Annotated in this window: 13 protein-coding genes; 1 reads left to right on the top strand and 12 read right to left on the bottom strand. The window is 30.3% G+C overall.

The window, feature by feature from the left end; genetic code table 11:
• Positions 1–6: 6 nt before the first annotated feature.
• From ACTCCZ_RS09475 to fdhF, 12 genes are read right to left on the bottom strand one after another with little or no spacing between them, the layout of a single operon-like run.
• Positions 7–861 (bottom strand): formate/nitrite transporter family protein, encoded by an 855-nt coding sequence (locus ACTCCZ_RS09475; protein WP_079577843.1) that lies wholly within the window; start codon positions 859–861, stop codon positions 7–9.
• A 15-nt stretch (positions 862–876) separates the two neighbouring features.
• Positions 877–1332 (bottom strand): hydrogenase 3 maturation endopeptidase HyCI, encoded by a 456-nt coding sequence (locus ACTCCZ_RS09470; protein ID WP_079577842.1) that lies wholly within the window; start codon positions 1330–1332, stop codon positions 877–879.
• Positions 1329–1676: a formate hydrogenlyase maturation HycH family protein gene (locus tag ACTCCZ_RS09465; RefSeq protein WP_079577841.1), complete on the bottom strand. Its 348-nt coding sequence runs from the start codon at positions 1674–1676 to the stop codon at positions 1329–1331. The genes ACTCCZ_RS09470 and ACTCCZ_RS09465 overlap by 4 nt, the downstream gene beginning before the upstream one ends.
• Before the next feature lie 11 nt (positions 1677–1687).
• On the bottom strand, positions 1688–2503 hold the full coding sequence (locus tag ACTCCZ_RS09460) for an NADH-quinone oxidoreductase subunit B family protein (protein WP_079577840.1): 816 nt from the start codon (positions 2501–2503) through the stop codon (positions 1688–1690).
• Positions 2500–3036 (bottom strand): formate hydrogenlyase complex iron-sulfur subunit, encoded by a 537-nt coding sequence (locus tag ACTCCZ_RS09455; RefSeq protein WP_079577839.1) that lies wholly within the window; start codon positions 3034–3036, stop codon positions 2500–2502. Before ACTCCZ_RS09455 ends, ACTCCZ_RS09460 begins: the two co-directional genes overlap by 4 nt.
• 9 nt (positions 3037–3045) lie before the next feature.
• Complete coding sequence (locus ACTCCZ_RS09450) at positions 3046–4785, bottom strand: hydrogenase large subunit (protein ID WP_079577838.1); 1740 nt, start codon at positions 4783–4785, stop codon at positions 3046–3048.
• 11 nt (positions 4786–4796) lie between these two features.
• On the bottom strand, positions 4797–6281 hold the full coding sequence (locus ACTCCZ_RS09445; protein ID WP_079577837.1) for a hydrogenase 4 subunit F: 1485 nt from the start codon (positions 6279–6281) through the stop codon (positions 4797–4799).
• A gap of 3 nt (positions 6282–6284) precedes the next feature.
• Positions 6285–6932 carry a hydrogenase 4 membrane subunit gene (gene hyfE, locus ACTCCZ_RS09440; RefSeq protein ID WP_079577836.1) on the bottom strand — a complete coding sequence of 216 codons (648 nt, stop codon included), beginning with the start codon at positions 6930–6932 and terminating at the stop codon, positions 6285–6287.
• 1 nt (position 6933) lies between these two features.
• Complete coding sequence (locus ACTCCZ_RS09435; protein WP_079577835.1) at positions 6934–7857, bottom strand: respiratory chain complex I subunit 1 family protein; 924 nt, start codon at positions 7855–7857, stop codon at positions 6934–6936.
• 11 nt (positions 7858–7868) lie between these two features.
• Positions 7869–9830: a proton-conducting transporter transmembrane domain-containing protein gene (locus tag ACTCCZ_RS09430; protein ID WP_079577834.1), complete on the bottom strand. Its 1962-nt coding sequence runs from the start codon at positions 9828–9830 to the stop codon at positions 7869–7871.
• A gap of 10 nt (positions 9831–9840) precedes the next feature.
• Entirely contained in the window at positions 9841–10407 is a 567-nt protein-coding gene (locus ACTCCZ_RS09425; RefSeq protein WP_079577833.1) for a 4Fe-4S dicluster domain-containing protein, read from the bottom strand.
• On the bottom strand, positions 10407–12647 hold the full coding sequence (gene fdhF, locus ACTCCZ_RS09420; protein WP_079577832.1) for a formate dehydrogenase subunit alpha: 2241 nt from the start codon (positions 12645–12647) through the stop codon (positions 10407–10409). The genes ACTCCZ_RS09425 and fdhF overlap by 1 nt, the downstream gene beginning before the upstream one ends.
• 401 nt (positions 12648–13048) lie before the next feature.
• Between fdhF and ACTCCZ_RS09415 the strand changes: the two genes are divergently transcribed.
• Positions 13049–13687, top strand: coding sequence for a Crp/Fnr family transcriptional regulator (locus ACTCCZ_RS09415; protein WP_079577831.1), 639 nt, complete (start codon positions 13049–13051; stop codon positions 13685–13687).
• Positions 13688–13766: the final 79 nt, after the last annotated feature.

The raw sequence follows: 13766 nt of genomic DNA, 5'->3' as shown, positions 1-13766 counted from the left end.
TTCCTTTTATTTTTTCATATCAGTTTTATGAGACATAAAACCAACAACTCCAACAAAAAACAATCCTCCAACTATATTTCCAAGTGTTACTGGAAGAAGATTATTTGGAATGATGTTTAAAAATGTAAACTCTTCTAACTTAGCTACTGCTATATGTGAATGTTCTGCTAATGCTTGAATAGTACCTCCTGCTTCATGTAGATAATAAGCTTTTGCTAATAATGCTTCTGTAAAAATGAACATATTTGCAACAACGTGTTCATAACCAGAACCAACAAATGCTGCAATAATTAAAATAATTGATAAAACTTTACCTGCTGCATCAGAAGCACCAGTTGCTGCCCAAACGGCCATACATACAAATACATTACAAAAAATTGCTCTAATAAATGCAGCTTCAAAAGAAAGATTATTCTTTGCTACACCCAGTTCAAGAAAGTGATGCAATATTTGACCATCATATTTTAAAGGCAGTTGTGCTTTATAATACATATATGCTACTATGGCTGCTCCAACAAAGTTAAAAACCCAAACAACTACCCAATAAAAAATCATTTTTGAAAATGATAATTTTTGATCAAGTGTTGAAACCCCTGACATTAATGAACTAGTAAATAAGTGTCCTCCAAAGAAAACTACCATTACAAGACCCACTGAAAAGGCAACTCCTCCTAAAAAGTTTGCAATTCCAGGAGATGATGCCTCAGCAACTCCAACTGTAGAATGAGCCCAAAAAATATCACCCATTCCTATTGATCCACCTGCCATAATTGATAAGAAAATAATACTTACTATTGGCATTTTAACCTTGTGTTCTAAACCTTTAACTAATGATTGCGCTGTATCTGCTGGTGATAACATAATTTATCCTTCCCTTTAATTATTATCATCGAAAATTGAATCTATTTCTTTTACTTTTTTAAAAGCACTTTTTGCTGTTTGTTTAGCTTCTTTTGAAACTTCTTCATTTACCTCTAATACATTCTCAATATCAACTGTTAATCCTAAAAAAAGAACTCTTTGACAAAATCCTTTTAAATAACTTATTAATATTGGTGTTGGTAAGTTATGAGTTGAGTACATATAATCTCTATCATCACTTAAATCCATAACTTCAACACTTCCTACTTTCATTCCTGTCATTGCATCTGCTACAATGATTAAATCAGGTGCATACTCTCTTATTTTGTGAAATTCACTCTCTGGAGTATCTTCTCCATAAAATATCTGCCAATCTAAAGAGTCATCTTTTTCAATTAAACTCCCTAAATAAGCAGTTACTCCATCATCTCCTCTTAAAGTATTTCCTATTGTTAAAATTGCTTTTTTCATATGCTTTTCCTTATCACAATAAATCCTTCTTCTAAAGAAGAAAAAAGAGTTTTTAAGTAACAATCAGGCATTTCTGGCACTAATAGTTGTGCATGTTCTGGGAAAACTTCTACTTCAAAGTATTTAGTTAAGTTTCCTAGTTTAAATTGTGCATATTCTCCACAATCTTCAACTACTTTTAAATACTCTTCTTCAGATATTTTTTTGATACACTCCATAAAATCTACAGTTCCTACACCATGACCAACAGCCATTGAAAAAATCTTTACTTGTTTATATTTTTCAGGTAAATCTGGTGATGTAGGATCTACTCTTCTTTTAGTTAATTTACATATTTCTATCATTTTTAACTTCTTTAAATTATAAATTTATCCTCATCGTTAATGAATACAAACTGTTTCATATACTTTAAGTAAACATTATTATGAAGTTTTTTCATACACTCTTCATACCTTGAATCTTCTTCTTCACTACTATATATTTCTATAACTTTTTTAGTTTTTTGAATATCTTTTATATCACTTGTATTTTTTAAAGCATTAATATATTTGTCATAAAGTTTTCTACCAAAGTAATAACTCATAAGTCTTTTAGCTTCAACTAATACATCTCTTTCAAAAAGAATATTTCCCAATAAAGAGTCTTCAAGTATTGGAGAATCATTAGAACCATCTTTATGTTCTTTATATTCAAGTTTTTGTTCTAAAATTCCAAGGGCTGATGCTAATCCATGAACAATAGTAGCTGGATGAGGAGGACATCCTGGAATATATACATCCACAGGAACAACCTTATCAATTCCACCCCACACACTATATGCATCATGAAAAATACCTCCACTTGAACCACAAGCACCAATTGCTACTACTACTTTTGGATCTGGAGTTGCTTCATATGCTCTTAATAAAGGATAATACATCTGTCTAGTAACTGGTCCTGAGCATATTAATATATCTGCATGTCTTGGACTTGCAACAAGTTTAAAACCTAATCTCTCAGGATCCCACATTGGTGTAATTGCTGCAAAAATCTCAATTTCACAACCATTACAAGAACCACAATCAACTCTAAAAACATTAAAACTTCTTTTAATATTTTTAAGATGTTCTAATTTTGCTTCAAGATTGTTTGCATCTTTTATATCTTCTGGTACTACATATGTTTTGCTCATTTTGTACCCCTTTTAAAATTACTTGTTAAATTTTCAACTTCATGATTTCTTTTACAATCTGTACAAGTTTTTATATATTTAGCTTTTTTATCTAAACTATTCTTATCCCATCCAGCTTTATGTAATCTGTTTAAATTGTATGAAATAAGTTTTTTTGTTGTAAAAGGTTTATTGCAAACTTCGCAATATTGAACATCAAGTTCACCTCTTTCTTTTAAACTATTTTTATCAAATTTAACTGCTAATTCAAACTCTTTTGAAAGTACAATAGCACTAGTTGGGCATACCTCATCACATCTACCACAAAAAATACATCTTGCAGCGTCAAACTCCCATACTAGTTTTGTATTCTCTTTATTTAGTTTTACATTTATAGCATTTGATGGACAAGCAACTCCACAAGCAGTACATCCTATACAATTTTCATATGTATATGATGGTTTCCCTCTAAAACCATCAAATACTTCATATGGTTCTAAAGGGTATTTATGTGTTGCAGTTCCATACTTTTTTGTCATATCAAGTAGTTTCATCTCTTACTCCTACATATTTTTCAATGGATGACTTTTTAAAGATTGTGAATATCTTTTTAAGTCTTTTTGTGTTAATACTTTTGTTTTTTTACTATTAACATCAACAATCGTAACTCTTTCTGTGCACGAAAAGCATGGGTCTAAAGAACAAACTATCAATGCAGCATCTGCAATTGTATTTCCTCTAAATTGATATCTTAAAGATGGCCAGTTATTATAAGTTGCTGCTCTACATCTCCATCTATATACTTTTTGTGCATTTCCATGCATAATCCAGTGAATATTTTCACCTCTTGGTGCTTCATCATTTCCTAAAGCATATGCTTCTGGTTTAATCATAGTTTGAGGAGTAATGATAGTTTGTCCACCTGGCATCATTTCAAAACATTGTCTAATAATAGAAATTGCCTCAATTAACTCTTTATATCTTACAGTTTCCCTTGCAAATACATCACAACCATCTTCTGTTGGAATTTTAAAATCTAATTGATCTAAGAAGTCATAAGGGTGGTCATATCTTGAATCTCTTTTAAACCCACTTCCTCTTACATTTGGACCAACAGGAGAAAAGTCTCTTGCAACTTGTTTGTCTAAAATACCAACGCCTTTCCATCTAGCAATTTGGTTTTTATCATCCATAACAGCGTCCCAAACTTCATTTAACTGAGTTTCAATAGTTTTTAGAAGTTCTAAACTTTTTTTAATCTCTTTACCTGTCATATCTCTTCTTAATCCACCCATAACAACATTTCCGTAGGTTTTTCTCCCACCTGTTACTAATTGGGCTAATTCCATAGAGAACTCTCTAATTCTAAAAATATGCATAAAGGCATTCATATTTCCAGTAACTTCACAAGCAAGACCTATATTTAAAAGATGAGAGTGAAGTCTTTCAATCTCTAGACAAATAACTCTCATAGCTTGAGCTCTTAATGGTATTTCAAGTCCTATTGCTTTTTCTGCTGATTCTATACAAGCAATTGCATGGGCATAACCACAAATACCACAAACTCTTTCAGCTAAATATCCCATTTGGTCATAATTCATTCTATTTTCAGCAAGTTTTTCCATACCTCTGTGTTGATAAAAAAGTCTATAATCTGCATCAATAATTGTATCACCATCACAATATAATCTAAAGTGTCCTGGTTCATCACTTGTAATATGTAAAGGTCCTAAAGGCACATCTAAAACTCCTGCACCTTTTGGTTTCATAAACTCATATTCAGGCTCATCTTTATGATCAACTGGATCTGGTCTATGTCTATAATCCATAGAATCTTTTCTTAATGGGAAAAGTCCCTCAGGCCAATCATCTGAAACCATAAGTCTTCTTGGATCTGGAAGTCCAACCGCTGTTAATCCAAACATATCGTATGCTTCTCTTTCATACCAAACAGCTGCTGGAACTTTTAATGTAACTGATGGATAAGTTAAATCAGATGCTGGAAGATAAGTCTTTACAGTAATCCAACACTTTTGATCTTGTGGTAACTCATCTCCTTCAAACATCTTATTACCTTCCATAGAAAGTACATAATATAAAGCATAGTTACCATTTAACTGTCTCTCATCGTTTGGAATCATTGTTGATAACCAACCACCTAAATCATAATATAAAATTCTTACTGCTTCTGGAAGATCATTTCTATCAACTGTAATTGTAATTTGATCTTCTGGTTGTCTATAAACATCTCTTATTGCTATTGTTTCTTTTACTTTATCAATAAAGTTTTGACCTACTTTCATAACCTATCTCCTTATATACCCATAATAATATTTACTGCATTTTGTAATAGTGCAAACCAAGGCTTAATAGTAAATAGCCCAAAAATCATAATCAATGAAGCAAGACCAATTAACGGTAAGTTTGCACTTAAAGGTAACTCATTTCTTAAAACTTTTGAATTACTTTTTCCAAATGTTGCAAGATTAAAGTGTGAAAAGTCAGCAATAAAGATTATAATCAGACCAATAATAAATAATGTAACTTCTAAATTTAGTCCATTTACGATTGATTGTTTTATCATTAAAAATTCACTTACAAAAATTGCAAATCCTGGAACACCAACTAAAGAACAAACAGCAATACCAAATAAAATTGCTGTAATTGGAGCTATTTTTATTAACCCACCCATTTTAGTCATATCTCTTGTTCCATAAATTTGAATCATATTTCCTGTAACACAAAAAGCTAAAGCTTTTGTAACTGAGTGAGCTAAAACATGGAATAGTGCTGCAAATAATCCAACTGCTCCTCCAATACCTAAACCAAATGCAATTACACCCATATGCGCAATTGAGTGATAAGCAAACATTCTTTTAACATCATGTTGCATAAGTAAGAAAAATGATGCAATAAAAATTGTAACTAAACCACTTATTATCATTAGTGATTGAACATACTCAAACCCTGCAAGTGAATTACCAACAACAGCGTAGTATCTAATTAAAGCTAAAATTGCACATTTTAAAAGTATCCCTGATAACATAGCTGATGATGGAGCTGGACCTTCTGAGTGTACATCAGGTAACCAAGTATGAGTTGGTGCAAGCCCTGCTTTTGTTCCAAAACCAATCAATGCAAATACAAAGATAAGTTTTAATGCATCTGGATCAATCTCTTTTGAGTGTGCCATTAATGTAGTCCAAAGCATTGCACTGTGACTATCATTTATGATATTAAAACCTGCACTATAAAGTAATACTGTTGCATATAAAGCAAAAGCTAAACCAATACTACAAATAATAATATATTTCCAACCTGTTTCTGTTGATTTTTTACTCTTATGAATAGCAACCATAAATACAGAAGACAATGTAGTAGCTTCAATACCAACCCACATTAAGGCAATATTATTTGCAAGAACTGAAAAAGTCATTGTAAAAACAAATAGATGAAAAAGAGTAAAAAATAGTTTAGTATCTTTTACAGTTAATTCACCTTTTTCAACTTCCCATTGCATATATTTAACTGAATAAAGATTAACTAAAAGTCCAGTTACTGCAATAAGTGAAATAAAAACTGCTCCTAATGAATCTAGAAAAAACATCTCATCAAAGATAAAATATGTTTGTCCATCAATTACTTTTGATACAGCTAATAAGCCTATAATACTAGTTGCCATAGAACCAAGTATGTGAAAAGTACTAAGCACTTTATAATTTTTTGGTAAAAACCATATTATTACTGATGCAATAACAGGTAAAACCATTAATAAATATAATAATTGTTGAATATCCATACCTTATCCTTTCAACTCAGTTGCTTTTGAAACATCTAAAGAACCAAAATATTTAAAGAATCTAGTTGCAAAAATAGATGTAATAATTACTGCAAATAAAGCATCAGTTAAAATTCCTAACTCCACAATTTCTGGTGAGTTATATGCCATTAATGCTAAAGATAAATGTATTCCATTTTCAAAAGTACAATAAGCAAGAATTTGTTTAATTGCTGAATTTCTTAATACAAATCCAAAAATCCCAATCATAAAAATTGTAATTGATGCAATTAAAGGTATATGCTCTTTTATTAATGAAAATTTCAAATATATTGGATATAAAGCCATTGCAATAGCTAATGAAAATGCAATAGCAACAATTGGACTTACATAAAATCCAAGTACGGGTTCATCTTCATGTTCAACTTTTAACTTTTTAATAAGTCTTAGTAAAATAACTGGCACAAAAATTACTTTTGTAAAAAATGCAATTATTGCCCAACTACCTAACTCATCTGCTGAATATGTATTATAAAGATAAAGAAAAATCATCACTAATATAAACGTTTGAAAAGAGTACGCATATGTAGCAAGTTTATAATTTCTTATTCCAAAAACACAAAGTGAACTAATAATTAAAATTATTGATAATATACTTAATAAATCAATCATCTTACACTCCTACCACATATAAAATTAGTGCTATTATAGATATAATTAGTGGTGGAATTGCACTATTTTTTAAACTTGTTAAAACTTTAAATCTAGGTCCAAAGTTATCTATAAATACAGCAGCTACATAAAAAATTCCAACTTTTAATATAAACACAATCAATGCTAAAAATGGATTTTCAAAATTCCATGGTTCAAAAATTGTTAAAAACAGTCCAATTATTGCAACTTGTTTTAATATTAATGCAGCATGTGCTATTGAAAAATCTGAGCCTGAATACTCACCTAAAACACCCTCTTGTAACTCTTGTTCTGCTTCTGCTAAGTCATAAGGTTTTCTACCAGTTTCAACATAAACAGCCCATAAAAAAGATATAGAAGCAATTGCAAAAGCTGGTGTGTGATATCCGATTTCTCCACTTCTTACTAAGTGTTGAATTTCAACTAAATTTGTAGTTCCTGCTAATAAAATAACTACTAATAAACTTATCATCATTACAGGTTCAACAAAAATTCCTAAAATTTGTTCTCTTCCTCCACCAACACCTGCAAATGGATTTCCAGAATCAATTGATGTTGCACCAAATGCAAATCTTAGTAATGCTCCTAAGTAAATAAATACTAATACATCTGCATATGCTCCTGCAAAACTATTTGAACTATATGTAATAGGTATAGTTGCAAGTAGTGCTGCCCCTGCTGCAAAAAGAGCAAAAGGTCCTGTTTTAAACACCCAATGGGCACACGAAGGTGCTGTTCTACTTCTTTTTAAAAGTTTACTAATATCTCTATATGTTTGAAAAAAGTCTGGTGCACCTTCTCTTGATTGCAATTTAGCTCTTAATTTTCTTGCCATTCCGTCAAACAAAGGTGCTATAAGAACAATTGAGATAACTTGTAAAATCATAAATAATATACTGTCCATAATGCACTCCTTTAAAGTAAATAACTAATTCCGACAAAAAGGCATAATGCGATTAATATATATAAAGAGTACATATTTACATTTCCATTTTGCATTTTTGATACTACTTTTGCAGTATTAACTGTAAGCTTGATAACTGGTTCGTATAATAAATTCCACCAAATATCTTTTGCATGTGTTTCATAAACTACAGGGGCAAAATAACCTTGGTCTTTTACTTTTGTTTCACTTTTATATAACCAATTAAGCAATCTTCTTAAATCACCTGTAAAAGGTGAAGCTGTCATTTGCATTCTACTATCATATTTAAAACCGCAAGCCCATGGATCAGTCTGTCTTGGTTTTGTTCTATTAGCTTTTGCTACTTTTAAAATTACAACTGGAATTAATACAGTTACAACTAAAACAGCTGCTATTAATAGTGGTGATACTGTTGATCCCATAGGTGAATTAATAACTGTTCCATTTACAGCTTCATAATTTCCAGAGAATGAAGAAACAACAAGCATAATATCTTTAACTACAATATTTGCACCAAGACCAAAAGCAATACATCCAGCTACAAGAACAAACATACCAATTACCATAGTTAAAGGAACTTCTCTTGCATTTTCAAATATTTTTTTATCTCTTGGAGTTCCACCAAAAATAACACTATATGCTTTTACAAAACACATAACTGCTAATGCTCCTGTTAATGCTAAAGCAACAATTGCTATACAAAAAACAACTCTACTACTTGCATATTCAGATAGTGCTCCTTGGAACATACCTTGATATGTAACCCATTCACTAACAAAACCATTAAGTGGTGGAATTGCAGTAATTGCTAAAGAACCAATTAAAAAAGCAAAAGCTGTTAAAGGCATTTTTCTTGCTAAACCACCTAAACTATCCATCTCTTTAGTATGAGTTGTATATAAAACACTTCCCGCACCTAAAAATAGTAATCCTTTAAAAGTTGCATGATTTAAAATATGATATAAACCTGCAAGAAAACCTATAGCTGCTAATGTTGGCATATTTGCTGCAATTCCATATACACCAGTTCCTAAACCTAAAAGAATTATTCCAATATTTTCAACTGAGTGATATGCTAATAATGCTTTATAATCATGTTGTACAAGAGCATAAAGTACTCCAAGTAATGCAGATAATGCACCAACAACAATAATTAAAAGTCCCCACCATTCCATTACTGGAAGCCATAAACAAAATTTAATTATCCCAAAAAGTGCAACTTTAATCATAACTCCACTCATAAGAGCAGATACATTTGTTGGAGCTGCTGGGTGAGCTTTTGGTAACCAAACATGCATAGGAAACATCCCTGCTTTTGAACCAAATCCAATAAACGCTAATAAAAAAACAATACTTGCCATTACAGGTGAAAGTTCAATATTTTCATAAGAACTAAACTCTAATGAACCAGTTTGTGCAGACATAATTAAAAATGCTGCTGTAATACACATTGCTCCTAAGTGAGCAATTCCTAAATAAATCATTATAGCTTTTAATGAACTTTTAGAATCATTAAAACAAATTAAGTATGCAGAAATTACTGTCATACATTCCCAAAATATGATAAACCAAAATACATCTGCTGAAGCAATTAATAAAAGCATTGATAAAATAAATGCATTAAATAATCCTGCCATCACAGCTAAACTTCCCTTTTTTTCATACTCACTAGAATACTGAATTGCATAAATTGATGAAGCTAGTGAAACTAAACTTACAACAAATGAAAAAAAGTTCCCTAAAGGGTTTAAAACAAGTTTAGGGCTATACAATAAGCTTTCAAACATACTAATACTAACTGTTTGCTCTAAATTTACTAAAAAATAAAACACTGCATAAGCTGAAGCAATAGCGGAAATTGAAAATCCCACTTTTGCTGCAATTTTGTTTTGTTTATATAATAGTAAAGATATAATACAACCTATAACATACAAAAAATATACTTGTGTCATTAGGTATCCTTTATTTATATTTCATTTTTTCTTTAGTAAAAGACTCAACAGTTTTTTGTGCTTTCTCTTCTATAAAGTTATTATTTAAATTGTCTCGAAAAGATAAGGCATTTGTAGGACAAACCTCAACACATGATGGTCCGTCTTCTCTTCCTACACATAAATCACATTTAACTGCTATAGATTTTACACCTACTTCAGATTGTATTGTTAAGTTATATTTAGGCTCCATTGTATAATCAACCGATGGCATTAACTCAGCTTCTGGTCTAATTGCACCAAAAGGACATGCAACTGTACACATTTTACAACCAATACAGATTTCTTCATGTAAAGCAATACAATCTTTTTCAAACTCTAAAGCACCAACAGGACAAACATTTGCACAAGGAGCATCATCACATTGTCGACATTGATTTGGCATTGTTCCACTATTTGTTCTAGTTACTATAAGTCTAGGAACTGCCAATTTCCCTCTTGCATAAGCAGACTCATAACAAGCTGCCATACAAGTTGCACAACCAATACATACATTTGGATCTGCTATTACATATTTATTTTTTAATGGTAAGCTCATTATTGTCTCCTTACTGCACGATATAACTCAGATGGGTGCATTTGAATATCTGTTTGATTACGAACTTCTAAAAACTCTTCTTCTGATATTCTTTTAATTTTTGCAATTGTCATTTTTAAAGGATTCATTCCAGATAAAGGATCTTTATCCTGCGCATTTGCAAGTACATTTCCATCTGCTTCTGCATAGTGGAATGTTGTAAAAATTGTTCCATGTCGTAAATCTCTATTGATATTTACTTTAGCAGCAATTTTTCCTCTTTTATTTTCAACTAAGGCATAACAACCCTCTTCTAGTTTTCTTTCTCTTGCAATATCTTCACTAACTTCAATTGTTGCACCCATAATATCTGAACCTAATTCTAAAGGTTTACACTCTCTTGTCATTGTTCCTGTATGGTAGTGATATACTTTTCTTCCTGTTGTAAATAAACAAGGATATAACTCATTTACTTTTTCACTTAATGCCCCTGAACCAATAGGATAATCTTTTGGCATATTTGTTTTTTCCATAAACTCTTGTTCTAATTTAGCTCTTTGATCTTTATCTTCTGAATAAATTACAGGAACTAATTTAAACTTTCCATCAGGAAGCATAGATTTATTTCCTTCATATAAAACAGGTGTACCAGGATGATCTAAGTCTGGACAAGGCCAACTAATTCCATCATTTTTATCTATTCTTTCATAGCTAATACCACCAAAGAATGTTGGATTAACTTTTCTTACTTCATTCCAAATATCCTCAGCACTTGTATAATCAAAACCTTTAAGACCAAGCTCTTTTGCAATATTTGCAACTACTTTCCAATCTGGATCTAAATTATTTGGTGCATCAACTGCTTTTCTAATTAACTGAACTCTTCTTGAAGTATTTAAAAATGTTCCATCTTTTTCAGCCCATGAAGCAGCAGGTAAAACAACATCTGCTTTTTGTGCAGTTTCAGTTAAGAATATATCTTGAACAATAAAAGTCTCTAAGTGTTCAACAGCATGAACAAAATGTTCTGTCCAAGGATCACTCATTACTGGATTTTCACCAAATACATATAATAATTTTAATTTTTCTTCTTCAATTTTATCAGGAGCTGTTGTTAGTGAATAACCAATTTTTTCACTAATTTCATATCCCCAAATATCTTTAATATGATCTCTTACTTCTTTACTTGTTACAGGTCCATTTGGTACAACATTTGGTAATGCACCCATATCACATGAACCTTGAACATTATTTTGCCCTCTTAAAGGATTAACACCCGCGCCTTTTTTACCAAGATTTCCTGTTAAGATTGCAAGATTTGAAAGTGAGAAAATATTTGATGTTCCATCAATAAATTGAGTCATTCCCATTGTGTAGCAAATTGCTGCTGCATTAGCTTTAGCATAAGTTCTAGCTGCTTGTTTTACAAGCTCTTGTGAAATTCCAGTTTCTTCTTCAACTCTTTGTGGAGTAAACTCTTTAACTGCTTCTTTCACATATTCAAAACCATGTGAGAAATTTTCCACGAAATTTTTGTCATATAAATCTTCTTGAATTATATAATTAATCATCGCATTTAAAAAAGGAATATTGTAACCAACTGGTGTTTGGATATATATATCAGCTTTTTTTGCCATGTCAGTTTTCTTAGGATCTATCACAATCATTTTTGCGCCTCTTTCAATCCCTCTTAACATTTGCATTGCAATAATTGGGTGACACTCACTTGTATTTGTTCCTATTAAAACTAATACATCACTGTGTGTAGCAAACTCTACTAGATCATTTGTCATTGTTCCATTTCCAAGTGTTTTAGTCAGACCGACTACTGTTGGACCATGTCAAAGTCTAGCACAATGATCAATATTGTTTGTTCCTAAGATTCTAAATAGTTTTTGAAAAGAATAATTATCTTCATTTGAGCATCTAGCAGATGAAAATCCCATCATACTATCAGGACCATATTTCTCAACTGTTGATTTCATTCTAGAAGCTACAAATTTATAAGCTTCATCAAAACTCACTTCTTCTAATTTTCCTTCTTTTGAAAACACTCCATCTTTTTTTCTAATAAGTGGTTTAGTAAGTCTTCTTGGTGAGTGAACATACTCCCAACCATAAAGACCTTTCAAGCAAAGCTCCCCATCATTTACATGATGTCCTTTTGTGGGTGTTGCTTTTTTGATTTTATTGCCTTGTACATGCAAATCAAGATTACAACCAGTTCCACAATAAGGACAAGTATTTTGTACTTTTTTCATTACTTTTTCCTTATAATACTTAAATTATCAACTAATTAATTTTATTAATCAAAAATTAATAAACAAGAGAATCATAATAAAAAAATAATGTTTAGACTGTCATAGATATGACAAAAAATATTTTTTAAAAAAAAGAATCAAATTATTTTATTTTCCAAAAGCCTCAAGGTAGATAATATTACAAATTAGCACATTACTATATGTCAGATTGGTGACATAAATTTCATTTTTTTAAAGAAAAAAATAATTATATTAATTTTTATTTTATTTTAAAATAATTATTTTTTCTTGGGGTTTTTTTGGTATTTTTTTCTATTTAGTATAATAAAAGTATAAAATAGTTAATATTTTGCTATTAGAGCTTAAATTAGTTTTTAAATTTTATAAAGGGAAGGATAAAAGTGGAATCTAATAGACTAAGGATTGACTCAATTGATTTGTCAAAGATATTATCTAAAGAAGATTTTTCCTCATTGAAAATAAAAAAATTCAAAAAAGGAAATTTAGAGTATGAAGATGGTTCATTAAGTCTTTATGTTTTTAAAAGTGGAAAAGCAAAGGCTATGATTTTTGAAGATGGTGAAGAGTTTGTATTATACTTTTTAAAAGCAAACAACATCATCATACCTGAAACATCTTGTGCAATTGAGTTTTTAGAAGATAGTGAAGTATACTTAATTGATGCAGAAAAATTTACAAATCTTTTTGCAAACAAAGAGTTTTCAACTTCTGTAATTAGATCTTTAAAGCATAGAGCAGAACTTGAAAGAAATATTATAAAAAACCTTGTTTTTAAAAGTTGCAAAAAGAAAATAGCGACTTTTTTAATTGAAATTGCTACAACTCAAGATCAAAAAGAAAATGGAAAATATGTTTTAGATTTAAACTTATCTATAAAGACTCTTTCAAGTTTTATTGGTTCAAAAAGACAAACAGTATCTACAATAATCAATAATTTAAAAAAGAAAAAAATTATTGAAAAAATCGATAAAAACAAATATATAATCCATAAATTTGATGAATTAGAGAATTTTGAATAGCTTAAAAAGATCTTCTTATTTCATCAACAATAAATACACTTTTCTCTAAAGTTATCATATGAGAAGTGCTATTTATTAT

It is taken from the genome of Malaciobacter sp., from assembly GCF_055140965.1.
The sequence above is the reverse complement of the archived record's forward strand: the minus strand, read 5'-3'. Positions and strand labels throughout refer to the sequence as shown.